The sequence below is a fragment of the Synechococcus sp. BO 8801 genome (genome assembly GCF_002252675.1).
In the GTDB taxonomy this organism is placed as follows: domain Bacteria; phylum Cyanobacteriota; class Cyanobacteriia; order PCC-6307; family Cyanobiaceae; genus Cyanobium.
Window position 1 is genome coordinate 17,987 of sequence record NZ_NQKY01000008.1, and the last position, 21,165, is coordinate 39,151.

A 21,165-nucleotide genomic window follows, 5' to 3' on the forward strand; every position below is an offset into this window, starting at 1 on the left:
GCGCCCATACCTAGCGGCAGTGGAGGCGGACGGCCGCGGGCGTCAACGCCTGCCTGATGCGACGCCCTGCTTGAGGCGACGGGCGACGGACTTCAGATCCTGCATCAGGCAGGAGATCCTGGTCTTCGTTGTCAAGGCGATGGGGTCGTCATAGCCCAGGGCCTCGCGCAATCTGTGCAGCGACTGTGACTGCGTGGCTTCCCGAAAGATCGCTGTGGTGAAGGGGTGGCGCTTCATGAGCCGTGGGCGTTCGGCTTTGCGGCCACTGGCCCCGGAGCCCATCTCAGCGCGTGAAATCTGGATCGGATGTTCCGCCGCTTCCAGGCGGGATGCGGCGGCGTCGCCAAGTACAGAGGAACGGATCCGATCCCTTTCGCGCTGCTCATGCAGGGCGAGGGTCTCGATGTGCAGGTTGATGAGGGGGTGGCTGTGGTTGCTCCACGCCAGCCAGCTGTTGAAGTAAAAGTCTGCGTAGTCATCGAGGCGCTCAAAGGCGTTCGCCATCGAAGAGAAGGAGCGGCGCATGGCGAGCCATGTGTCGAAAGGGTCGCGATGGGTGAAAAAGCAGGTATGGGGAATCTGGCGGTCGTCAAGCATCTCCACCAGGCTTGGTGCGGCTGAGCCATCAGGGAAATGCCGGAATCTCCAGCCCTCGCCAAAGGTGTGGTCGCGGATCATCAGGACGGAAGCCTCCTGATGGGCGAGGAAGCTGTCGACGAGCAGATCAAGCCGTCGTTTGTACTCCTGGAGGGCCTCTTCCCTGGTGAACAGCTCCAGGGCTCGAACCCGATGCAAGGGATCTTCTGGGAAATAGGTTGTCGGTGAGTTGTAGGAGTAAGGGTTGGTTTCGCCGGTGAGCCAGGCGTTCCCATCCAGGACTTTGGCGATGTAGTGAAAGAGGTAGGTGCCTGCGGAACAGGGAAGATTGGCGACCAGGACAATTCGTTTGTCCATGCTCTCTTTCTGATGGCTCGCGATCATAGGCCGCAAAAAGCCCCCGCTGGTGGGCGGGGGCTGGGAAGGGTTCGGATGGGGAAGCGGCTCAGACCTTGCGGCTGTAGAACTCCACCACCAGCAGTTCGTTGATTTCGAGGGCGACCCATTCGCGCTCGATGCGGCCGCCCACCTTGGCGGTCATCTTGGCCTTGTCGAACTCGAGGTGGGGCGGGATGTTGGCCAGGCCGGGGAAGGCCAGATTGGCTTCGGCCAGGGCCTTGCTGCACTTGCGCTCGCGGATGGCGACCACGTCGCCGGCCCTGCACTGGTAGCTGGGGATGTCCACCACACGGCCGTTCACGGTGACGTGGCCATGGTTCACCAGCTGGCGGGCACCGGGAACGGTGGGGCCGAGGCCGAGGCGGAAACAGATGTTGTCGAGTCGGTTCTCGAGCAGCTTGAGCAGGTTGGTTCCGGTGGAACCCTCCTGGGCACGGGCTTTCTTCACGTAGCGCACCAGCTGACGTTCGGAAATGCCGTAGTTGAAACGCAGTTTCTGCTTTTCTTCGAGACGGATCGCGTATTCGGAGCGCTTGCGACGGGCTTGGCCGTGCTGACCGGGGGGATAAGACCGTTTGGCGGCCTTACGGGTGAGACCGGGAAGGTCCCCCAAGCGCCGCGTGATCCTCAGGCGAGGGCCGCGGTAGCGAGACATAAGGGAAGGTGACGGAGGTGGATGGTGCGGCCCTGGGGCCGGACGGCGTGGTTCACGCTTGCGGCATGCTGGGGAAACCCGGATGCCCGCGCGTGCTGCGCCAACCACCCACCCTAGGCGGCGACGGTCCCGGCCTCCTCCAGGGCGCCCTACCGGCCCCTCCGGCCGCCCCCCTCTCCGCCGCCGTGGCCGCCGTGCTGCTGGCCCTGATCGGCGCCTACCGGCGCTGGATCTCGCCCCTGCTCGGCCCCCGCTGCCGCTTCATCCCCAGCTGCAGCGCCTACGGGCTGGAGGCGATCGGCCGCCACGGGCCCTGGCGCGGCGGCTGGCTGACCGTGAAGCGCGTCTGCCGCTGCCATCCCTTCACCCCCTGCGGCTGCGACCCGGTTCCGGACTGATGCAGGAGCTGCTGCTGTTCACGCGCCAGGGTTGCTGCCTGTGCGAAGGCCTCGAGGAGAAGCTGGGGGCCCTGGACCCCCCCCAGCCCCTGCAGCTGATCGACGTGGACACCGATCCGGCCCTGCAGGGGCGCTATGGGCTGGCGGTGCCCGTGCTGGCGGTGGCGGCCGGTGCCGACGGCCCCCTGCGGGAGCTTCCCCGGGTATCCCCCCGGCTGGCGGGAGCCCAGCTGCAGGCCTGGCTGATCAAGCAGGGGGTCCGCTGAGGGCCACGCTATGACAGGCGCCAGCTCCGTCCCGCCGGACGCCGCCGGCGCCGCCATGTCCCCGCTGCTTCAGCCGCTCCTGCATCAGGTGGGCCTGCCGCCGCTGCCCGACCCCACCGGCGCCCTGGCCCAGGCGGTGGTCAGCGGCGTCAGCTGCGATTCCCGCCGCGTCGGCCCCGGCACCCTGTTCGTGGGCCTGCCCGGCACGGCGGTGGATGGCGGCAGCTTCTGGCCCGAGGTGCTGGCCGCCGGTGCGGTGGCGGCGGTGATCGGGCCGGCGGCGGCCGCTGTCCAGCCCCCGGCCCCCGGCGATCCGGTGCTGGTGGTGGAGCCGCCTCTGGCCCTCTGGGCCGGTCGGCTGGCGGCGGAATTCTGGGGCCAGCCCAGCCGGCGTCTGGCCCTGATCGGTGTCACCGGCACGAACGGCAAGACCACCACCACCTACCTGATCGAGCATCTGGCGGCGGCGGCGGGCCACCCGTCCGCCCTGTTCGGCACCCTGCAGAACCGCTGGCCGGGCTACAGCGCCACAGCCACCCACACCACCGCCTTCGCCGATCTGCTGCAGGCCGATCTGGCCCAGGCCGTGGCGGCCGGCAGCAGCATCGCCGCCATGGAGGTGAGCTCCCACGCCCTCGATCAGCGGCGGGTGGCCGGCTGCCGCTTCGCCGGGGCGGTGTTCACCAACCTCACCCAGGACCACCTCGACTATCATCCGTCGATGGAGGCCTACTTCGAGGCCAAGGCGCAGCTGTTCGCCTCGGATCTGCTCGACGGGGGCGCCGTGGTCAACGTCGATGACCCCTGGGGGGCCCGCCTGGCCGAGCGGCTCGGGACGGCCGACCGGGGATCCGGCGCCGGCCCCTGCTGGCGCAGTTCCCTGGAGGATCCGGCGGTGGAACTGCACATCAGTGATCTGGTGATGGGCGCCGACGGGGTGAGCGGCCGCCTGCACAGCCCGCTGGGGGAGGGGACCTTCCGCTCGCCCCTGGTGGGACGCTTCAACCTGATGAACCTGCTGGAGGCGGTGGGGGCCCTGCTGCAGCAGGGTCTGGCCCTGCCGCCGCTGCTCGACGGCCTGGCCAGCTTCCGGGGTGTGCCGGGACGCATGGAGCGGGTCGGCGGGCCGGCGGGGGTGCCCCTGCCGTCGGTGCTGGTGGATTACGCCCACACCCCCGACGGCCTCGCCAATGCCCTGGCGGCCTGCCGGCCCTTCAGCCAGGGGCGACTGATCTGCGTGTTCGGCTGCGGCGGTGACCGGGACCGCACCAAGCGGCCCCTGATGGCGGCGATCGCCGCCCGCCTGGCCGACGCGGTGGTGGTGACCTCGGACAACCCCCGCACCGAGGACCCCCAGCGGATTCTCGATGACGTGGTGGCGGGGATCCCAGCCGGCACCGACCTGGTGGTGGAAGGGGACCGGGCCGCGGCGATCGCCGCCGCCATCGCCGCGGCGGCGCCGGAGGACCTGGTGCTGATCGCCGGCAAGGGCCATGAGGACTACCAGATCCTCGGCACCACCAAGGTGCATTTCGATGATCGGGAGGAGGCCGCCAGGGCCCTGATGGCCCGCGCCGGCGGCTGAGCCGGGGGGACGGCGGGGGATAGTGAGGCGTCCTCAGGCCATTCCCCGCCATGTCTGCTCCCGTTCCGATGCCGAAGCGGTTCCTGGCGGAACTGCTCGGCACCTTCTGGCTCGTGTTCGGCGGCTGCGGCAGTGCGGTCCTGGCGGCCGTGTTCCCCTACGGCCAGGGGGACACCAATCCGCTGGGTCTGGGATTCGTCGGGGTGGCGCTGGCCTTCGGCCTGACCCTGCTGACGATGGCCTACGCCATCGGCCATGTCTCTGGGTGCCATATCAATCCGGCGGTGAGCTTCGGCCTCTGGGCCAGCGGCCGCTTCCCCAGCTCGGCCCTGTTGCCCTATGTCGTCGCCCAGGTGCTCGGCGGTGTCCTGGCCGGCGGGCTCCTCTACGGCATCGCCAGCGGCCGCAAGGGGTTTGAGCTGATCGGCAGCAACCCCCTCGCCACCAACGGCTTCGGTGCCCATTCCCCGGGGGGCTACGGCTTCTGGGCGGCCCTGATCATCGAGGTGCTGCTGACCTTCTTCTTCCTGCTGGTGATCCTGGGCGCCACCCACCGGGACGCGATCAAGGACTTCGCCGGGGTCCCGATCGGCCTGTCACTGGTGCTCATCCACCTGATCAGCATTCCCGTCACCAACACGTCGGTGAATCCGGCCCGCAGCACCGGCGTGGCCCTCTGGGTGGGGGGTGAGGCCATCGGTCAGCTGTGGCTGTTCTGGGTCGCCCCGATCGTGGGCGCGCTCCTGGCGGGCTGGGTGCAGCGCCATCTGCTGGAGGCGGGGGAGCACTGATCGGCATCCGCTTCCCGGCGCCCTCGCCTCGGCGTCCTCCCCCCGGCCGTCGGCATGGACCCTGTCAGGAAAAGGGGATCGATGGTGTGGGGGGATGTCGGAAGATTTCCGGAGGAATCACTGCCGCTCTGCAACGGCGTTGATACCTTGATCCGGAATTGAGCGCCGTCTCTGGTCTGATGCCGACAAACCTGGCTCTGGTGGCGAGTGTCGTCATCCCCTTTCTGTTCAAGTTCGCCGGTGCCGTTGCCCTCTGGATTGCCGGTGGCTGGTGCATCAGGTTTGCCCTTCGCATCCTCAAGAGAGGGCTGTCCGCCGGCACCCTTGACCCCACGGTCATCGGCTATCTGATCAACATTCTGGGAGCGGTCCTCCGGGTCATCCTGGTGGTCGCGATCCTGGGCTTCTTCGGCATCCAGACCGCCAGTTTCGCCGCCCTTCTGGCCGGTGCCGGTGTGGCCATCGGCGCCGCCTGGAGCGGCATGCTGAGCAACTTCGCGGCAGGGGTGTTCCTGCAGGTCTTCCGTCCGTTCAGTGTCGGCGACTTCATCACCGCCGGCGGCGTGACAGGAACTGTGGAGGAGATCGGCATGTTCGTCACCACCATCCAGGCGTTGGATTGCGTACGCAACATTGTCCCCAACGGCAAGCTGTTCTCCGACACCATCCAGAACTTCTCCTCCCACCCCTACCGGAGGGTCGATCTGGTCGCCCAGCTCGACAACAGCGCCGACGTGGGCAAGGCCATCGCCTTGCTGAAGGAAGGGATCAAGGCCGTTCCCAACCAGGATCCCAACACCCCGGCCGACATCGAAGTGCTCGAGTTCAGCGAGCGGGGCCCCCGGCTGGCAGTGCGTCCCTACACCCACACCGACCACTACTGGCAGGTTTACTTCGATACCAACCGCATGATCGTGGAGGTCCTTGGCAAACATGGATTCCCGGTGCCGCGGATCCCTGTCGGCATGGCCCAGGGCGGGAACTGAGTTCCCACGCCCGGGACTCTCCAGAGCTGAACTTCCGTAGGGCCGCCTTTCAGCCCACCGAAAGCTGAGTCAGCTGGGCCAGCAGCCGCTCCACCTCGTCAGCGGTGCTGACCAGGTGGGTGCAGGCCCGCACGCAGCGGGGGGATTCCAGGGTTCGCAGCCAGGTACCCCGATCCCCCAGCCGCTTCACGACGGCGGCCGGATCCAGGGGTTCTCCCCCGGGTTCGGCCATCGTGAAGCTCACCAGCCCCGCCGGCGGGGGCACCGCCAGCAGGGTGCGGACCCCGCCAATCCGCTGCAGGCCTTCCCACAGCTGGCGGCTGCGCTCCCGGATTGCACCCAGTCGCACGTCGGCATCGCCTTCGGCCTCCAGCAGCTTCAACGAGCTGTCCAGCCCGGCGAACAGGGGGGTGCAGGAGGTGGCCACCTCGAAGCGGCGGGCGTCCCGGTGGTAGCCGCCGGCGCCGGGGCCGTCGTGCTCCAGGGTGCGCCAGCCGATGAGGGTGGGGCTGCTCGCCTCCAGCAGCCGCTCGGAGACCGCCACCGCCCCGAGCCCTTCCGGGCCGCAGCACCACTTGTGGCCGGTGCAGGCATAGATGTCGGCGGCGGCGGCCGCCTCAGCCACCGGAAGGCTCCCCAGGGACTGGGCCGCATCCACCAGCAGCCAGGGGTGGCGGGGATGGCCGGCCAGCTGGGCCGCCACCGCCGCGATCGGCATCGTCTGGCCGGTGTTCCAGAGCAGGTGGGAGAGCACCACCAGCCGCGTGCGGGGGGTGAGGGCCGCCTCCAGCCGCTCGCCCACCGCCGCGGCTGTGGCGGCGGCGTCACCGGTGAGATCGGCCACCGCCAGGGAGGTGATCCGCAGCCGGTGGCGCCGGGCCAGCTCCTCGAGGGCAGCCACCACCCCGTAGTGCTCGGCATCGCCGACCAGCAGCTCATCCCCCGGCTCCCAGGGCAGGCCCCAGAGGGGCAGCACGCACCCCGAGGTGACGTTCTCGGTGAAGGCCACCCGCTCCGGCACCACGCCGAACCAGGCCGCCAGCCGCTGCCGCAGCCCCGCCACCGTGCGGTTCACGTAGGGCCAGACGCTGTCGCTGAAGGGGCCCAGCTCCTGGATGGTGGCGAAGGCCTCGCTGATCGCCGCCAGCGATGGGGAGGGCAGGGGGCCCTGGCCGCCGTAGTTGAAGTAGGTCTTGTTGGCCAGTGCGGGCATCAGGGCCCGCAGGGGCATGGCGGTCTCGGCGGGCAAGGGCAGGGGTGGAGGCGCCGGTGAAGCATGGCAGTGGACGCTTCACGCTGGAAGCTCCAGCGAACCCATCGGAGGCTCACCCTTGGGCTGCTTGTCGGCCTTCCAACGCCCGGCGATCGACTTCTCAACGTTGAAAAATTCAACGCTGAATTGATTTACGCAGAAAGGTTCAACGCTGACAGCTCCAGAGGAAACAATCAGCGGAACGATTCAGCCCGGAGAGACTTCCGTTCTTCGTCTCAGTTGCTGGAGATCACCTGGCCCACCACCACGGCTGCCACGGCCGAGAACAGGGTGATGCCGAGGGCCGTCAGGGGGCTCTGGCCCTGGGCCACCGCCAGGGTGGTGATCACGCCGGCACCGAGGCTGGCCACGGCGAGCTGGGAGGTGAGTTCGCTGCCGGAGCGGGGGCTGGGGCTCGGGGTCACGGCGGCTTCGTCACGATTGATGGCCTGACGCTACGGGCGATGAATCGTTCATCACCGCCAGCACGGCGAAGCTGTTACCAGGCGTGGTTGTTCTTCATGAAGCCGTTACATCGGGCCCCATCGATGCATTGAAAGTCTTCCACTTTCGTGGTGATTCGCCTCAGGAAGCCCGCCCGGCCCCTGAGGCCGGCCGTGCCCGGCCGCTGCTGGCCCAGCTGCGCAGGGCCTCCAGCTGCTCCCGGGCCGTGCGCGAGAGGGGCACCACCTGGCTGGCCGCCGCGATCAGGTCGGCTTCCCCGAGCTCGCGGCCCTCGCCGAAGGCCAGGTGCATGGCCTCGATCACGGTCTGCTCCAGTTCGGCGCCGGAGAAGTCGGCGGTGCGGTCCACCAGCACCTCCAGGGGGATGGCATGGCGGGGCCGCCGCCGCCGCAGCTGAAGATCCAGGATCGCCCGGCGCTCCTCCGCATCGGGCAGCTCCAGCAGGAAGATCTCGTCGAAGCGGCCCTTGCGCAGCAGTTCCGCCGGCAGCCGCTCCACGGCGTTGGCGGTGGCCACCACGAACACGGCGCTGCTCTTCTCCGCCATCCAGGTGAGCAGGCTGGCCAGCACGCGCTGGCTGGTGCCGCCGTCGCTGCGGCCGTCGCCACCGCCGAAGCCCTTGTCGATCTCGTCGATCCAGAGCACACAGGGGGCCATGGCCTCGGCCCGCTGGATCATCTCCCGGGTGCGGGCCTCGCTGGCCCCCACCAGGCCGGCGAACAGGCGGCCCACGTCGAGCCGCAGCAGGGGCATGGCCCAGCTGTGGGCGATCGCCTTGGCGGTGAGCGACTTGCCGGTGCCCTGGGGGCCGATCAGCAGCACTCCCCGGGGCAGGGGCAGGCCGTAGCGCTGGGCCTCCTCGCTGAAGGCTCGGTGGCGCTGCTCCAGCCAGTGCTTCAGGGTTTCCAGTCCGCCGATGTCGGCCGGGGTGGCTTCGGTGGGGCAGTACTCCAGCAGTTCGCTGCGGGCGATGGCCTGGCGCTTCTCCTCCAGCACCTCCGCCAGGTCCTCGATGCCCAGCTGCCCCCGCCGGGCCAGGGCCCGGGCCGCCAGCTGGCGCACCCGCTGCTCGCTCAGCCCGTGGCAGGCGGCGGTGAGCTGCTCGAGCACCCCAGGCTCCAGCGGCTGGCCGCTGGCCTCGGCGATGGCCCGCAGCAGGCGGCCGATCTCCCCGGCCTCGGGCAGGGGCAGCTCCAGCAGGGTGACGCTGTCCTCCAGCTCCCGCGGCAGCTGCCATTCCGGGGCGCTGATCACCAGGGTGTGGGGCACCTGGCGCAGGCCCGCGGCCAGGTTGCGCAGGCGCCGGCAGACGCCGGGATCGTCGGCGTAGCGGTGGAAGTCCTTGAGCAGCAGGATCGCCCCCTGCTCGGCCGGCAGCCCGTCGAGGGCGCCGAGGGCCGCCATCGGCTGCCGCACCGCCTGCCCCTCCAGGCCCGGGGAACCGCTCAGCCCGCCGATGAAGTCCCAGCGCAGCAGGGTGCGGCCCCCCAGGCGCTGGGCGGCCCGCTCCAGCAGACCCTCCACCCGCTCCTCTTCGAGGCTGCGGATCCAGAGGATCGGCGTGCGGGAGCGGATCAGAAGATCCAGCTGATCGCCCAGGTCGTGGACCATGGCTCAGCGCAGGGAGCGGAGCGCCGCCCAGCGGGGGTCACCGTCCCCATCGCCGTCGGCGTCGGCGCTGGGCAGCGGCGGGCCGGGGCAGTCGGGGCCGCAGCGGTTCACCAGGGGCAGCTGCAGGCTGAGCTGCTCGAACAGCCAGCGCTCCGGATCGAAGCTGCTCCCCGGATCGAGGCACTCCACCGGATCCTCGGCCGCGAACACCACCTCCTCCTCTTCGGGGCCGGCCACGGCGATCTCCAGCAGCTCCCGGGCCGTGGCGGCCAGGGCGTGGTTGTAGGTCTGCAGGCAGCGGTCGCAGCAGAGGGTGACGATCGTCTCGGCCGTGCCCTCCACCTCCAGCACCGTGCCGTGGTGAAGGGCCCGCACCCGGCCGCGCACGGGGGTGAGGCTGGCCAGGCCAGCGATGGCCTGGTCGACCGGCCAGGTGCGGCCCTCGCCCAGCAGCCGCAACTCCTGCAGGGGCAGCGGCTGCAGCCGGGTCATTTCTTGGTCTTGGGTTCGAAGGGCAGGCGGCCGCCAGCGCTGCCGCCGCCGGCCGTGGCGGTGGCCGGCTGCTGGGCGAGCTGCTTGTCGAGGATCGCCTGCAGGTTGTCGGGCAGGGCCTCACGGGTGAGCAGGAAGGTCTGGACGCCCTGGAACACGTTGGCGACCACCATGTAGAGCAGCACCCCCGCGGGCAGCGGGAAGAACAGGAACATGGCCGTGATCATCACCGGCGTGATCTTGTTGGCCGTCGCCTGCTGGGGGTTGGCGGGCATGCCCATGCCCGAGAGCAGCTGGGAGGCGAACAGGGTGGCGCCGAAGGCCCCCACCAGGATGGCGATGTCCCAGTTGACGGCGCCATCGGTGTAGAAGCCCACCTGCCCCAGGGCCTTGATGAACAGGAAGCCGCTGCGGGCCGCCAGGCCGGGGATGCGGGCCTCGACGGTGGCGTCGCCGGGGGCCAGGGCCGTGATCCTGCCCTGGTCATCCACCTTCACCACGCTCTCGCCCTTGGTCACCACCCAGCTGGGGGTGAAGCTGTCACCATGTTCCACGGTGCCCAGCAGGGAGGCGAAGCTGGTGCCGTCCTTGCCGTGCAGCTCCACCTGGGTGCTGTCACCGACACCGAGCTTGGTGCCGCCCTCGAGGCTGGCGATCACCGGCACGTGCTCGGTTTCGCTGATGAAGATCGAGTGGCTGGCACTGTTGAAGGGCTTGGCCTCCACCGCGGCGATCTCCTCGGCAGGGAGCACCTTGAGGTTGATCGCGTAGGGGACGTCGGCGAAGGGGGACCCCCGCAGGGTGGCGAACAGGGCGAAGAGGATCGGCATCTGCACCAGCAGGGGCAGACAGCCCGAGAGGGGACTGCCGAACTCCTTCATCAGACCGCCCAGCTCCTCCTGCTGCTTCTGGGGGTTGTTGGCGTACTTGGCCTTGATCTCCGCCTGGCGCTGCTGCATCACGGGCTGGGCGATGCGCATGCGCCGGGCGCTGCGGATCGAGCCGGCGCTCAACGGGAACAGGGCGAGGCGGATGACCACGGTGAGGGCCACGATCGCGAGCCCATAGCTCGGAACCAATCCGTAGAAGAAATCGAGGATCGGGAGCAGCAGGTTGTCGGAGATGTAGCCGATCACGGCAGGGGTGCGCTGGGGTGGTGGATCTCGGCTGCCAGTGTGCCCGACCGGGGCGACCGGATGGGGGTCCGGTGGTCAGGCGCTTTCACGGGCCGGGGGGGCGAAGCCGGCGGCACCGGTGGCTCCGGAGCTGCGGGAGGCGGCCTTGCCGCGGCTCTCGCGCTGCTCCTCGATGAAGGCCTCGAGCTCCCGGAAGCGCGGCACCGCCCGCATTTCGAGCTTGGCGCCGTCGTTGAGCACCACCACCATGTCGCCCCAGGCGCCGAAGCCCCGTGGCACCGAGCGCACCTCGCGGATCTGGCTGTAGACCACCTGGGTGCGGTCACGGCCGAGCCAGCCGCCGCTGACGCTGATGCGCCGGCTGGTGATGCGGAAGCGCAGCCACAGGGCCCGGACGATGGCTCCCACGGCAAAGGGGATGCCGATCAGGGTGAGGCCGAACAGCAGGTTGATGATCAGGTCGCCCCTGGCGGGACCGCCCTCGTAGAAGACCGTCTCATTGATCTCGAGTTTGTTCTCCACCCTGTCCTCCGGGGTCATCGAGCAATCCTGCCTGGCGCAGCAGCTGGGCGCATTCTCCCAGCAGCTGGTCCTCGCTGCGCTCGAGGCAGCCGGGCTTGAGGGTGATCAGCAGCCACAGGGGCTGGCTCGGGGCCGGCGGGTGACGCCGCAGATGGTCGTGGAAGAGGCGCCGCAGGCGGTTGCGACGCACCGCCAGCTTGCTCACCTTGCTGCTGACCACGATCCCGCAGCGCCAGGGGCTGGCGGTGGGGGGCGTGCTGGAGGTCCCGGAGAGGGGCGTACCGGGGGGCAACAGGGACGGCTCCGCCGCCAGGACCCGGAGCAGCAGCCCCGGTCCCTGGTAGCGACGTCCCTGGCGGTACAGACGATCGAAGACCCGTCGGCCCTTCAGCCGGTGCTGCTGCGGCAGGGCCACGGACCTTCCCGGCCGGCCTCAGACCGCCAGGCGGGCTCGGCCGCGGCGACGGCGGGTGCGGATCACGCGACGGCCCGTGTGGGTGCGCATCCGCACCCGGAAGCCGGACACGCGCTTGCGCTTGCGGCTCGTTCCTTCAAGGGTGCGCTTCGTCATGCTGCTGCTTGCTCAGTGGGTCACCCTATCAGTTGGTGTTGTTGGGCACGATCTGGATCAGCCAGCTGCCCAGGTAGCCCGAGACCGGGATGTCGCCGGGGGCCTGGGCCAGGGCGTTGAACTGATACATGCCGGCGTTGAACGGGTTGAACACGTTCATGTAGACACCGATCGTGTCCTTGTCGGACACGGGGGTTTCCGGAAAGATCTCGATGGATCGCCCGTTCTCCGACACCTCGATCGTGGCGGGGATCGTTTCCAGGCAGCGGGTTCTCTTGAGCATCCCGCCCTCACTCATCCGGCACAGCTTCACCTGCTTCGGATCGATCTTGGTGTCGAAGTGGCTGGGAACACTGATGCTCAGCTTGAGGATGGCCGTCTTGCGATCCTTCGGCCGCAGCATCAGGTAGTACTCCGCCCGCTGCATGCGGACGGTGTCGGTGGTGAAGAAGTAGAGCTTGCGGTAGTCCTTGTTGTTCTCCCAGCGGAACTCCATCAGGCCGGGCGTGCCCTGGGCGATGGACGGGGTGGTGGCGACAGGGGAGAGGACGGTGGCGGTGGCGACGGCCAGCGCTCCGAGGCCGGCGGTGCCCAGATGGCCGATCAGGGCCAGGGGCTGGGACCGCTCGCGCGGGAAGGACGGCATGGCTGGGAGGAACTTCATGCTGAAAGTCTCAACACGCCCGTGCGTCTGCCGCGCCTTCAGTGGTCGGCGGGGGAGCTGGCTGGGGCCGAAGGCTGGCCCGCATCAGCCCGGTCGGGCCTCAGCCGCGCCGCCTCCCGCAGATAGGGGTGGACCTCCTCCCGGCCGGCATCCAGCCAGGCGTGGGCCAGGAGCCGGATACAGCGGGGCAGGTCTCCGGCCACCGCCATCTGCTGGCAATCCAGCAGGGCGACCCGGCCCCAGTCGGCCCGGCGCCGGGCGATGGCGGCCGGGAAGCAGGCGTCCAGATCGGCGGTGACGGAGAAGGTCACCGACAGCACCCGGTCCCCCGCCAGGTCGTTGCGCTGCAGCAACTCCTCGATCAGCTCCGCCACGGCCTCCGCGATCGCTTCGCCGGTGTTGGCGCTGGCGGTGGTGGCTCCCCGCAGGGCCCTCAGCTCGAGACCAGGCTTCATGACGTCAGGGGCGATGGAGCCAGAGGGGCTGGCCGCTCCAGGCCAGCTCCAGGCTCAGGGACTGGGAGAGCTGCTGCATCAGTGTGCTGCCCGGCAGCAGCCCGAGCAGCTTCCTGGGCGGTTTGCCGAAGCTGACCGTCCGGGCCTTCTCCGGATCCAGCCCCGCCAGCTCCGCCGCCAGGCGGCGGGCGCTCTCCTCGTCCCCCAGGACATCCACCAGGCCGAGTTCCAGGGCCTGGGCGCCGCTGAACACGCGCCCGTCGGCGAAGCCGCGCACCACGTCCGGCTCCAGGCCCCGGCCAGCGGCCACCGCGGCCACGAACTGGCCGTAGCTGGCGTCGATCAGCTCCTGCAGCAGCTGTCGTTCCGCCTCGGAGAGGGCGCGGTCGGGAGAAAGGATGTCCTTGTAGAGGCCGCTCTTGACGGTTTCGAAGCGGATGCCGATCCGCTTCAGCAGCCGCGACAGATCATTGCCCCGCAGGATCACGCCGATCGAGCCGGTGATGGTGCCGGGATTGGCGACGATCTTCTCCGCCGCCACACCCACATAGACGCCGCCGGAGGCGGAGATGTTGCCGAAGCTGGCCACCACCCGGCAGCCCTTCTCCCGCAGCCGCATCAGGGCCGCATGGATCTCCTGGCTGTCGCCGACGGTGCCGCCGGGAGTGTCGATGCGCAGCAGCAGGGCGGGGCACTCCCGCTGCTGCACCTGCTCGATGGCCTTCAACACCCGGACACGGGTGCCCCCGGCGATCGGCCCCTCGATGGCGATGCGCGCCAGGGTTCGTCGGGACTTGCGGCACCAGGGCCAGGGCATTGTGGAGATGCGCGGTGGCTGGATCTTAAAAAGAAGGCCTGGACGGGCCTGCTCGCCGCCCTCCGCCCCTCCACCGCCGCCCCAGGACTCACGCCCCATGCCCCGGACCCTGCGCTGGGTGTTGATGCTCCTGCCCTTCGCCCTCTGGGGCACCGCGATGGCGGCGATGAAGCCGCTGCTGGGTGGGGCGTCGCCGGCGATGCTGGCCAGTCTGCGGCTGCTGCCGGCCGGGGTGGTGCTGCTGCTGGCGGCCCGCCTGCTGGGGCGTTCCTGGCGGGTCGATCCCGTGGATTGGCCCTGGCTGCTGCTGTTCGCCGCCGTCGACGGCAGCCTGTTCCAGGGGCTCCTGGCCCGGGGGCTGGGCGAGACCGGGGCGGGCCTGGGTTCGGTGCTGATCGACTCCCAGCCCCTGCTGGTGGCCCTGCTGGCCCGCACCCTGTTCGGCGAGGCGATCAACCCGGTGGGCTGGCTGGGCCTGCTGATCGGCCTGCTGGGGATCCTCTGCCTGGGAGTGCCGGGGGAGGTGCTGCGCCACTGGTGGCTGCAGGGGCCCCCGGCCCTGCATGGGCAGGCCTGGAGCCACGGCGAGGCCTGGATGCTGGCGGCGGCGGCGGCGATGGCGCTGGGCACCGTGCTCTGCCGCTTTGCCACCCGCCGCAGCGATCCGGTCGCCGTCACCGGCTGGCACATGCTCCTGGGCGGTGTGCCCCTGCTGCTGGTGGCCGGCGGGGAGGCGCTGCTCCGCCCGGAGACGGTGAGCTTCTGGCCCCACTGGAGCCCGCTGGAGTGGGGCCTGATGGCCTACGCGGCCCTGCTCGGCAGTGCCCTGGCCTATGGCCTGTTTTTCTGGTTCGCCAGCAGCGGCGACCTCACCGGCTTCACCGCCCTCACCTTCCTGACGCCGGTGTTCGCGGTGCTCTGCGGGGTGCTGCTGCTGGACGAGCGGCTGGGGCCGCTGCAGTGGCTGGGGGCGTCCCTGGCCCTGCTTTCGGTGCTGCTGATCAACCAGCGCGGCCGGCTCTGGCAGCCGGGCGGGCGGACGGAGCCGGTGCCGCCATGACCCGCACGGTTCTCTTCGTTCACCAGAACTTCCCCGGCCAGTACCGGCACCTGGCGCCGGCCCTGCAGGCCCGCGGCGACCGGGTGGTGGCCATCGGCGGCCCCAGCAGCCAGCCCCTGCCCGCCATCCCCCTGCACCGCTACGACCCCCTGCCCGCCGGGGGGGTGCCGCCCTGCCATCCCTGGGCGGCCGATTTCCAGACCAAGATCCTGCGGGCCGAGGCGGTGGCCCGTTGCCTGGAGGCGCTGCTGAAGGACGGTCTGCGGCCCGATCTGGTGGTGGGCCATCCGGGCTGGGGGGAGCTGCTGGTGGTGAAGGACCTGCTGCCGGCCGTGCCGGTCCTGCACCAGGTGGAGTTCATCTATCAGCTGGCGGGCGGCGATGTGGGATTCGACCCGGAGTTCGCCGACGCCGACTGGCGCCCCCGGGCCCGCCTGCGCCTGCGGCGGGCCACCCAGCTCCTGGCCCTCCAGGACCTGGACTGGGGTCTGGCTCCGACCCCCTGGCAGGCCAGCACCGTGCCGGCCCCGTACCGCCAGCGGCTGAGCGTGATCCATGAGGGCATCGACACCGCCGCGATCGCCCCCCAGGGCCCCGCCCGCCTGCAGCTGCAGCGCGCCGGCCTGAGCTTCGGGCCCGGCGATGAGGTGGTGAGCTTCGTGGCCCGCAATCTGGAGCCCTACCGGGGCTTCCACACCTTCATGCGCATGCTGCCCCGGCTCCAGCAACTCAGGCCCGGGGCCCATGTGGTGATCGTGGGCGGCGATGGGGTGAGCTACGGCGCCGCGCCCCCCGGCGGCGGCAGCTGGAAGGAGGCGATGCTGCGGGAGCTGGGCGATGCCCTCGACCGGCGCCGGGTCCATTTCGTCGGCCGCGTGCCCCACCCGGTGCTGCACGAGCTGTTCCGGGTCACGGCCTGCCACGTCTATCTCACCGTTCCCTTCGTGCTCAGCTGGAGCCTGCTGGAGGCGATGAGCTGTGGTGCCCTGGTGATCGGCTCGGCCACCGCCCCGGTGCAGGACGTGATCGAGGACGGCCGCAACGGTCTGCTGGTGGATTTCTTCGATCACCGGGCCCTGGCCGAGCGGCTGGCGGCGGTGCTGGCCGACCCCGCCGGCCACGCCGGGCTGCGCAGGGAGGCCCGGCGGACGGTGGTGGAAGGGTTCGATCTGCGCCGGGTCTGTCTGCCCCGGCAGCTGGAGCTCGTGGATCGGCTGATGGCCGGATCGGCGACACAGGACGGAACGGCTGGGGAGCGATAGGTTCCCTCCGATTCGCCCAGCCGGTTTGCCCGCCCTGCCCCGTCGCCAGCGCCGCCGGTTGCTGCTGATCACCCTGGTCCTTGGCCTGGCGCTGTTCGCCTGGCAGCTGGGGACGACGGGGCTGGTGGATGAGACGCCGCCCCTGTTCGCGGCCTCGGCGCGGGCGATGGCGGAGACGGGCGACTGGCTGATTCCCCGGGTCAACGGCCTGCCCCGCTACGACAAGCCGCCGCTGGTGTACTGGCTGATGGGGCTCGTCTATGCCCTGCCCGGCCAGGAGCAGTGGAACCCCCTCGGGACCTGGGCCGCCCGTTTCCCCTCCGCCCTGGCCGCCATCGGCGTGATGCTGGCCCTGGCGGACACCCTGCTGCGCTGGTCCCAGCCACCGTTCCAGGCCGCCTCCACTGCCGCCCCGGCCGCCGCCCCCGCCGACGCCTCCCCTCCGGCGACGGAGCGTCCGGGCCTGACGGCCCTCACCGCCGCCCTGGCCTTCGGCCTCTCGCCCCTGGCGCTCGCCTGGGGGCGCACGGCGGTGAGCGATTCCCTGTTCAGCGGCCTGGTGGCCCTGGCCCTGCTGCTCTGCTGGCAGGCCTACGCCGACCCCGGACGGCCCTGGTGGCTGCCGTGGCCCGTGCTCGGGCTGGCCGTGCTGGCCAAGGGGCCGGTGGCGGTGGTGCTCCTGGGCCTCACCCTGCTGCTGTTCGGCTGGCTTCAGGCCGATATCGCCGGGCTGTGGCGGCGGCTGCGGCCGCTGCGGGGCCTGGCGCTCACGGCCTTGGTGGCGGCCCCCTGGTACCTGCTGGCGCTGTACAGCGAAGGGCAGCCCTTCTGGGACAGCTTCTTCGGTTACCACAACCTGCAGCGCTTCACCGAGGTGGTGAACCGCCACCTGCAGCCCTGGTGGTTCTTCGTGCCGGTGATGCTGGTGGCCAGCCTGCCCGTCTCGCCGCTGCTGCTCGTCGGCCTGGCCCGGGCCATCGGACCGCTGCGCCGCTCCTGGTGCCCCACCTGGCCCCAGCCCCCGGCGGCCTCCCTGGCCCGCTTCGCCGCCTGCTGGCTTCTGGCGGTGCTGCTGTTCTTCACCGCCGCCGCCACCAAGCTGCCCAGCTACTGGCTGCCGGCGACGCCCGCCGCTGCCCTGCTGATCGCCCTGGCGGCCCAGACGGGCTGGTCCGTCGATGGCGGAGAGGCTGGCGGCCGGCCCTGGGAGCGCTGGGCCTGGGGCCTCAGCCTGCTGCTGGTGAGCGGCTTGGGGCTGGCGTTCCTGGCGGCTCCCCTGTGGTTGCCGCTGATCCAGGATCCGGAGATGCCGACGCTGGCGACGGAGCTCCGGGGCAGTCCCCTGGTGCCCGTGGTGGCCGCCTGCTGGCTGCTGGCCGCCCTGCTGGGCTGGACCACCCGCCGCCGCCGCCCACCCCTGCGCCTGCTGGCCCTGCAGCTGCCCCTGGTGCTGTTCGTGCCCGCGGCCCTGCTGCCGCTGTGGAGCGTGGGCGATCGCCTGCGGGGTGAGCCCGTGCGCCGCATGGCGGCGGCCCTGCAGCGCGAGGGCCGTCCGGGGGAACCCGTGGCGATGGTGGGCGTGCTCAAGCCCTCCCTGCATTACTACAGCCGGCGGGTGGTGATCTACGAGGGCATCGGCGTGGAGGGTCCCCTCAACCTGGCGGACCGGCTGCGCCGCGAGCGCCGGGTGGGCCAGCGGCCCAGCACGCCGGAGGACCAGCCCACCGTGCTGGTGGTGATCGATCAGACCACCGCCCGTGCCCCCTTCTGGCGCCATCTCGGCGCCAGCGAACTCGACAGCGCCGGCGTCTACCGGCTGTGGCGTCTCGATCGACGCCGCCTGGAGGACTCCGTCGCCATGCTGCGCCTGAAGGGGTTCGCCCCCGACTGGCAGGACCCCCGGCCGGAGCGTTACTGAGCCGCCGGCAGGTGGATGTGGAAACGGCTCCCCACCGCGATCTCGCTGTCGACAGCGATGGAGCCCCCCATCGCCTCCACCAGCAGCTTCACCACCGACAGCCCAAGGCCCGAGCCCCGTTCATGCTCGATGGCGTTGCGGCCGCGGTGGAAGCGATCGAACACCTTGGGGATGTCCTCCGGGGGGATGCCGATGCCCTGGTCCCGGACGCTGATGCACAGTTCCGCGTCGTTCCTCGTGAGCTCCAGGCAGATCGGTCGACCCGGCGGGGAGTACTTGTCGGCGTTCTCGATCAGGTTGAGCAGCACCTGCTGGAGGCGATCGGTCTCGGCCACCGCCCGGATCGGCCCCTCGGCGGCCTCCTCGGGAAGGGTGAGCAGCAGCGGGCGTGACAGCTGGCTGCGGGCGAGGTCGCAGGCGGTGGTGAGCACCTCATCCACCGCCACCGGGGTCAGCACCATCTGCAGCTGGCCGGACTCGCTGCGGGAGAGATCCAGCAGGTCGTTGAGCATGCGGGTGATGCGATGGGTCTCGGCCTCGGTGGTGGCGAGGGCGCGCATCTGCTCCGGATCCAGGTTCTGGCCGCGGCGCTGCAGGCGGCGCAGGTAGCCGCCGATGATCATCAGGGGGTTGCGCAGCTCATGGGAGACGAGTCCCACGAAGTGCCGCTGCTGGCTCCAGGCCAGGGCCAGCCGGTCGAGGAGCCCATTGAAGGACTGGGCCAGCTCCTCCACCTCCAGGGGAGCCTTCTCGAGCTTGAGATGGCTGCTGGCCAGGCTTTCGGTGGTGACACCGGCCGCCATGCGGTTGAGATCCCGCAGCGGCTGGAGCAGCCGGCGGGTGAGCACGGAGATCGCCACCAGGGTCAGCACCAGGCACAGGATCCACACCACGGCCAGCCCCAGCAGCATGTTGCGCAGGCTGGACACGTTGTCGCTGATGTCCTCGGCGACCCAGAGCTGGCTGCCGCCGGGGGACTGGTGCAGGGTGTAGGTGAGAAAACTGTTGCCCTCCGGATCCTTCACCAGGCGGCGATCCGTGCCGACCAGCAGGGGCGTGAACGATCGGACCGACCAGGTGCCGCCCTGCGCCGCCATCGCCTGCCCGACCAGGCCGGGCAGGGCCACCAGTTCACCGGCGAGCGGCCTGGGCAGCAGCAGGGAGCCATCCCCGTGCCGCACCCAGAAGAAACGCTCCGGCGAACTGCGGCGCTCCAGCTCCCCGCCCAGGAGGGCGGAGTGGCTGGCGGACGGATCGGCGACGAGCCGGTCGAGCGCGTCGGCCAGGGAACCCGCCTCCTGCCGTTGGTCATGGTGCTGGTGATGCAGCAGACAGTCCCGGTTGATCAGGAGGGTGAAGGCGGAGGCGGCGCTGAAGCCCAGGAAGACGGACGTGAAGGCCGCCAGCCGGAGCTGGCCCAGCAGGCTTCCGAACATCCGGTGACGCCAGCCACGGGGAGGGGCCCCGGTCGGGGGGGCCATCGGTGGGTTGCTCGTCACAGGTGGCGGTTCTCGCTCCTCCTGGGCAGGAGCCGTTCCAGCAGGGCGGGCAGCCTGTCGAGAAGTTCGTGCTTGAGCACGTAGTCGTCGGCTCCGGCCTCCTGGGCCTGGCGGCGCCGTTCCGGGTCATTCAGGGAGGTGAAGATCACCACCGGTACGGTGCAGCCACGGCTGCGCAGGTCCCCCAGGCATTCGATGCCGTCGCAGTCGTGCATCTGCACGTCGAGGAAGACGAGATCGATCCCCCCCTCGGTCAGCCTTTTCTCCAGGTCATGGCCGTTGGTCAGTGCCACCACCTCGCAGCCGGAGTCCGCCAGCTCCTCGGCCACCATGGCCCGGATGTTTGGGTCATCGTCGACGATCGAGACGGTGGGCCGAGCGGCGACTGCCCCGTCGGAGGCTGTCCCGACCTGGGTGGCGATCGGGACGATCGCCTGCTGTACCGAACGTCCCTGGAGGGGGAGGGGGGAGTTCATCGCACCTGGAACCTCGCCTCATCTTGCCGCGATCCGGGCCGATCGGCAGCGCCGGGACCGGGCCGGAGCCTGCGGTCAGACCGCCACCGGCTGGGGACAGAGTTCGCCGTAGAGCCGCTCCAGTGCGTCGATGTTGCCGGTGAGGGTGTAGCGCTCCAGGGCCCTCTGGCGGGCCCGGCGCCCCAGCTCCGCCGTGAGCACGGGTTGGTCGCGCAGCACCGGCAGCAGGGTGCGCAGCTGGGTGGTGACGCCCTGGGTGCTGATCACGATGCCGGCCCCCCCCTCCAGCACCTCTCCGTCGGCTCCGGCATCGGTGGCCACGCAGGCGGTGCCGCAGGCCATGGCCTCCAGCAGGGCCAGGGAGAGCCCCTCCACCAGGGAGGGCAGCAGGAACACCTCGGCGAGCTGCAGGAGCGCCACCCGGCGGGCCCGGCTGGCCTCGTAGCCCCACCAGATCACATCAGGCTCCGTGCCGCTCTGCAGCGAGGAGCGCAGCGGCCCGTCCCCCACGATCACCAGCACGCATCCCTGGGGGCGCACCAGCCGCCAGGCCTTCAGCAGCGCCTCGACGTTCTTCTCGGTGGCCACCCGCCCCATGTAGAGGAAGACGCGGCGGCCGCCCACCCTGAGCCGCAGCTGGGCCAGGTCGGATTCGCCGCCTGGGGCGGCCGGCGCCCAGGTGTCGGTGTCGACCCCGTTGGGGATCACCGCCAGCCGCTCGCGCCGCACCCCCAGGCGCACCAGCACCTCGGCCTGCAGCTCGGAGAACACGATCACCCGGTCGAACTTCGCCAGGGAGGGGGCGTAGAGCTGGTAGGTGAGCTGCTGGGTGCCGGCGGTGAGGTTGCGCAGGCCGGCGTCGAAGGGGGGATGGAAGGTGGCGACCAGGGGCAGACCCAGCTGCTGGCAGAGGTCGGGCAGGCGGAAGTCGAGGGGGGAGAGGGTGAGGCTGGCGTGCACCAGATCGGGTCGCAGCCGCTCCAGGGACTCCCGCAACTCCCGCTGGGCCCCCGGGGAGGGGATCGTGTACATCTGCGACTTCACCAGGTAGGGCAGGGCCACCTCGGGGTTGGCCTCCGGCCCGTCCGGGGGATCGAGCTCGCCTGCCCCCGCTTCCGGCCGTCCCAGGGAGGGGGTGGGGGTGTCGAAGTGAATGAAGCTCACCGCGTGGCCCCGCTGCCGCAGGGCTTCGGTGGTGCTGAGGCCGTAGGTGACGTTGCCGCAGAACGGAGACTTCTTGCCCAGCCAGGCAATGTGCATCACCTGTATGGCCCCACGCAACAGCGGA

At 70.5% G+C, this 21,165-nt stretch carries 24 protein-coding genes; 8 read left to right on the forward strand and 16 right to left on the reverse strand.

The annotated features are described in order from the left end of the window. Positions 1-42 precede the first annotated feature (42 nt). Together CJZ86_RS07855 and rpsD are read right to left on the reverse strand one after the other, a co-directional pair. On the reverse strand, positions 43-981 hold the full coding sequence (locus CJZ86_RS07855; protein WP_094585399.1) for a hypothetical protein: 939 nt from the start codon (positions 979-981) through the stop codon (positions 43-45). A gap of 61 nt (positions 982-1,042) precedes the next feature. Next, positions 1,043-1,651 (reverse strand): 30S ribosomal protein S4, encoded by a 609-nt coding sequence (gene rpsD, locus CJZ86_RS07860; protein ID WP_094585400.1) that lies wholly within the window; start codon positions 1,649-1,651, stop codon positions 1,043-1,045. Between the two features lie 65 nt (positions 1,652-1,716). Here rpsD and yidD point away from each other — a divergent pair, with 65 nt between their 5' ends. From yidD to CJZ86_RS07885, 5 genes are all read left to right on the forward strand, one after another. After that, on the forward strand, positions 1,717-2,049 hold the full coding sequence (yidD, locus tag CJZ86_RS17320; RefSeq protein WP_199297070.1) for a membrane protein insertion efficiency factor YidD: 333 nt from the start codon (positions 1,717-1,719) through the stop codon (positions 2,047-2,049). Further along, on the forward strand, positions 2,049-2,315 hold the full coding sequence (locus tag CJZ86_RS07870) for a glutaredoxin family protein (RefSeq protein WP_094585401.1): 267 nt from the start codon (positions 2,049-2,051) through the stop codon (positions 2,313-2,315). Before yidD ends, CJZ86_RS07870 begins: the two co-directional genes overlap by 1 nt. A 55-nt stretch (positions 2,316-2,370) precedes the next feature. Then, positions 2,371-3,900, forward strand: coding sequence for a UDP-N-acetylmuramoyl-L-alanyl-D-glutamate--2,6-diaminopimelate ligase (locus CJZ86_RS07875; RefSeq protein ID WP_094585511.1), 1,530 nt, complete (start codon positions 2,371-2,373; stop codon positions 3,898-3,900). 68 nt (positions 3,901-3,968) lie between these two features. After that, positions 3,969-4,691: an aquaporin Z gene (gene aqpZ / locus CJZ86_RS07880; RefSeq protein WP_094585402.1), complete on the forward strand. Its 723-nt coding sequence runs from the start codon at positions 3,969-3,971 to the stop codon at positions 4,689-4,691. 179 nt (positions 4,692-4,870) lie between these two features. After that, complete coding sequence (locus tag CJZ86_RS07885) at positions 4,871-5,677, forward strand: mechanosensitive ion channel family protein (RefSeq protein ID WP_094585403.1); 807 nt, start codon at positions 4,871-4,873, stop codon at positions 5,675-5,677. Positions 5,678-5,726: 49 nt separating this feature from the next. On the opposite strand, the gene CJZ86_RS07890 is transcribed toward CJZ86_RS07885, so the two are convergent. The 11 genes from CJZ86_RS07890 to sppA all read right to left on the reverse strand — a co-directional run bounded on the left by CJZ86_RS07890 (position 5,727) and on the right by sppA (position 13,662). Continuing rightward, the gene (locus CJZ86_RS07890; protein WP_094585512.1) at positions 5,727-6,890 is read right to left on the reverse strand and encodes an aminotransferase class V-fold PLP-dependent enzyme; all 1,164 of its coding nucleotides are present in this window, start codon (positions 6,888-6,890) and stop codon (positions 5,727-5,729) included. 275 nt (positions 6,891-7,165) lie between these two features. Next, positions 7,166-7,354, reverse strand: a complete 189-nt coding sequence (locus CJZ86_RS07895; RefSeq protein ID WP_094585404.1) for a hypothetical protein — start codon at positions 7,352-7,354, stop codon at positions 7,166-7,168. Between the two features lie 160 nt (positions 7,355-7,514). Further along, the gene (locus CJZ86_RS07900) at positions 7,515-9,005 is read right to left on the reverse strand and encodes a Ycf46 family AAA ATPase (RefSeq protein ID WP_094585405.1); all 1,491 of its coding nucleotides are present in this window, start codon (positions 9,003-9,005) and stop codon (positions 7,515-7,517) included. A 3-nt stretch (positions 9,006-9,008) separates the two neighbouring features. Beyond that, positions 9,009-9,497: a YceD family protein gene (locus CJZ86_RS07905; RefSeq protein WP_094585406.1), complete on the reverse strand. Its 489-nt coding sequence runs from the start codon at positions 9,495-9,497 to the stop codon at positions 9,009-9,011. Beyond that, on the reverse strand, positions 9,494-10,633 hold the full coding sequence (gene yidC / locus CJZ86_RS07910; protein ID WP_094585407.1) for a membrane protein insertase YidC: 1,140 nt from the start codon (positions 10,631-10,633) through the stop codon (positions 9,494-9,496). The genes CJZ86_RS07905 and yidC overlap by 4 nt, the downstream gene beginning before the upstream one ends. A gap of 75 nt (positions 10,634-10,708) precedes the next feature. Continuing rightward, on the reverse strand, positions 10,709-11,173 hold the full coding sequence (locus CJZ86_RS07915) for a PH domain-containing protein (RefSeq protein WP_094585408.1): 465 nt from the start codon (positions 11,171-11,173) through the stop codon (positions 10,709-10,711). Next, entirely contained in the window at positions 11,130-11,570 is a 441-nt protein-coding gene (gene rnpA, locus CJZ86_RS07920) for a ribonuclease P protein component (protein ID WP_094585409.1), read from the reverse strand. Before rnpA ends, CJZ86_RS07915 begins: the two co-directional genes overlap by 44 nt. 18 nt (positions 11,571-11,588) lie before the next feature. Further along, positions 11,589-11,726: a 50S ribosomal protein L34 gene (gene rpmH / locus CJZ86_RS07925; RefSeq protein WP_015108935.1), complete on the reverse strand. Its 138-nt coding sequence runs from the start codon at positions 11,724-11,726 to the stop codon at positions 11,589-11,591. Positions 11,727-11,754: 28 nt separating this feature from the next. After that, entirely contained in the window at positions 11,755-12,372 is a 618-nt protein-coding gene (locus CJZ86_RS07930) for a DUF2808 domain-containing protein (RefSeq protein ID WP_094585410.1), read from the reverse strand. A gap of 56 nt (positions 12,373-12,428) precedes the next feature. Next, positions 12,429-12,845 (reverse strand): chorismate mutase, encoded by a 417-nt coding sequence (gene aroH, locus CJZ86_RS07935; protein WP_094585411.1) that lies wholly within the window; start codon positions 12,843-12,845, stop codon positions 12,429-12,431. A gap of 4 nt (positions 12,846-12,849) precedes the next feature. Continuing rightward, on the reverse strand, positions 12,850-13,662 hold the full coding sequence (sppA, locus tag CJZ86_RS07940; protein ID WP_094585412.1) for a signal peptide peptidase SppA: 813 nt from the start codon (positions 13,660-13,662) through the stop codon (positions 12,850-12,852). Positions 13,663-13,759: 97 nt separating this feature from the next. On the opposite strand from sppA, the gene CJZ86_RS07945 reads away from it, so the two are divergent. From CJZ86_RS07945 to CJZ86_RS07955, 3 genes are read left to right on the forward strand one after another with little or no spacing between them, the layout of a single operon-like run. After that, positions 13,760-14,722 (forward strand): DMT family transporter, encoded by a 963-nt coding sequence (locus CJZ86_RS07945; RefSeq protein ID WP_094585413.1) that lies wholly within the window; start codon positions 13,760-13,762, stop codon positions 14,720-14,722. Further along, on the forward strand, positions 14,719-15,984 hold the full coding sequence (locus CJZ86_RS07950; protein ID WP_094585414.1) for a glycosyltransferase: 1,266 nt from the start codon (positions 14,719-14,721) through the stop codon (positions 15,982-15,984). Before CJZ86_RS07945 ends, CJZ86_RS07950 begins: the two co-directional genes overlap by 4 nt. 25 nt (positions 15,985-16,009) lie before the next feature. Then, entirely contained in the window at positions 16,010-17,902 is a 1,893-nt protein-coding gene (locus CJZ86_RS07955) for an ArnT family glycosyltransferase (protein WP_094585415.1), read from the forward strand. Here the strand turns inward: CJZ86_RS07955 and CJZ86_RS07960 are convergent. From CJZ86_RS07960 to CJZ86_RS07970, 3 genes are all read right to left on the reverse strand, one after another. Then, the gene (locus CJZ86_RS07960) at positions 17,896-19,383 is read right to left on the reverse strand and encodes a sensor histidine kinase (RefSeq protein ID WP_094585416.1); all 1,488 of its coding nucleotides are present in this window, start codon (positions 19,381-19,383) and stop codon (positions 17,896-17,898) included. The genes CJZ86_RS07955 and CJZ86_RS07960 overlap by 7 nt on opposite strands. A gap of 14 nt (positions 19,384-19,397) precedes the next feature. Continuing rightward, positions 19,398-19,877 carry a response regulator transcription factor gene (locus CJZ86_RS07965; RefSeq protein WP_094585417.1) on the reverse strand — a complete coding sequence of 160 codons (480 nt, stop codon included), beginning with the start codon at positions 19,875-19,877 and terminating at the stop codon, positions 19,398-19,400. Between the two features lie 75 nt (positions 19,878-19,952). Then, entirely contained in the window at positions 19,953-21,140 is a 1,188-nt protein-coding gene (locus CJZ86_RS07970) for a glycosyltransferase family 4 protein (protein ID WP_094585418.1), read from the reverse strand. Positions 21,141-21,165 lie beyond the last annotated feature (25 nt).

Bases quoted from the DNA above. Each gene is read 5' to 3' on its own strand.
- rpsD (WP_094585400.1), bottom strand. From the start codon at position 1,651: ATGTCTCGCTACCGCGGCCCTCGCCTGAGGATCACGCGGCGCTTGGGG.
- CJZ86_RS07945 (WP_094585413.1), top strand. From the start codon at position 13,760: ATGCCCCGGACCCTGCGCTGGGTGTTGATGCTCCTGCCCTTCGCCCTC.
- CJZ86_RS07960 (WP_094585416.1), bottom strand. From the start codon at position 19,383: ATGGCCCCCCCGACCGGGGCCCCTCCCCGTGGCTGGCGTCACCGGATG.
- rpmH (WP_015108935.1), bottom strand. From the start codon at position 11,726: ATGACGAAGCGCACCCTTGAAGGAACGAGCCGCAAGCGCAAGCGCGTG.
- CJZ86_RS07905 (WP_094585406.1), bottom strand. From the start codon at position 9,497: ATGACCCGGCTGCAGCCGCTGCCCCTGCAGGAGTTGCGGCTGCTGGGC.
- CJZ86_RS07885 (WP_094585403.1), top strand. From the start codon at position 4,871: ATGCCGACAAACCTGGCTCTGGTGGCGAGTGTCGTCATCCCCTTTCTG.
- aqpZ (WP_094585402.1), top strand. From the start codon at position 3,969: ATGCCGAAGCGGTTCCTGGCGGAACTGCTCGGCACCTTCTGGCTCGTG.
- CJZ86_RS07965 (WP_094585417.1), bottom strand. From the start codon at position 19,877: ATGAACTCCCCCCTCCCCCTCCAGGGACGTTCGGTACAGCAGGCGATC.
- aroH (WP_094585411.1), bottom strand. From the start codon at position 12,845: ATGAAGCCTGGTCTCGAGCTGAGGGCCCTGCGGGGAGCCACCACCGCC.
- CJZ86_RS07930 (WP_094585410.1), bottom strand. From the start codon at position 12,372: ATGCCGTCCTTCCCGCGCGAGCGGTCCCAGCCCCTGGCCCTGATCGGC.
- CJZ86_RS07875 (WP_094585511.1), top strand. From the start codon at position 2,371: ATGTCCCCGCTGCTTCAGCCGCTCCTGCATCAGGTGGGCCTGCCGCCG.
- sppA (WP_094585412.1), bottom strand. From the start codon at position 13,662: ATGCCCTGGCCCTGGTGCCGCAAGTCCCGACGAACCCTGGCGCGCATC.
- CJZ86_RS07855 (WP_094585399.1), bottom strand. From the start codon at position 981: ATGATCGCGAGCCATCAGAAAGAGAGCATGGACAAACGAATTGTCCTG.
- CJZ86_RS07890 (WP_094585512.1), bottom strand. From the start codon at position 6,890: ATGCCCGCACTGGCCAACAAGACCTACTTCAACTACGGCGGCCAGGGC.
- CJZ86_RS07915 (WP_094585408.1), bottom strand. From the start codon at position 11,173: ATGACCCCGGAGGACAGGGTGGAGAACAAACTCGAGATCAATGAGACG.
- CJZ86_RS07950 (WP_094585414.1), top strand. From the start codon at position 14,719: ATGACCCGCACGGTTCTCTTCGTTCACCAGAACTTCCCCGGCCAGTAC.
- CJZ86_RS07900 (WP_094585405.1), bottom strand. From the start codon at position 9,005: ATGGTCCACGACCTGGGCGATCAGCTGGATCTTCTGATCCGCTCCCGC.
- CJZ86_RS07870 (WP_094585401.1), top strand. From the start codon at position 2,049: ATGCAGGAGCTGCTGCTGTTCACGCGCCAGGGTTGCTGCCTGTGCGAA.
- yidD (WP_199297070.1), top strand. From the start codon at position 1,717: ATGCTGGGGAAACCCGGATGCCCGCGCGTGCTGCGCCAACCACCCACC.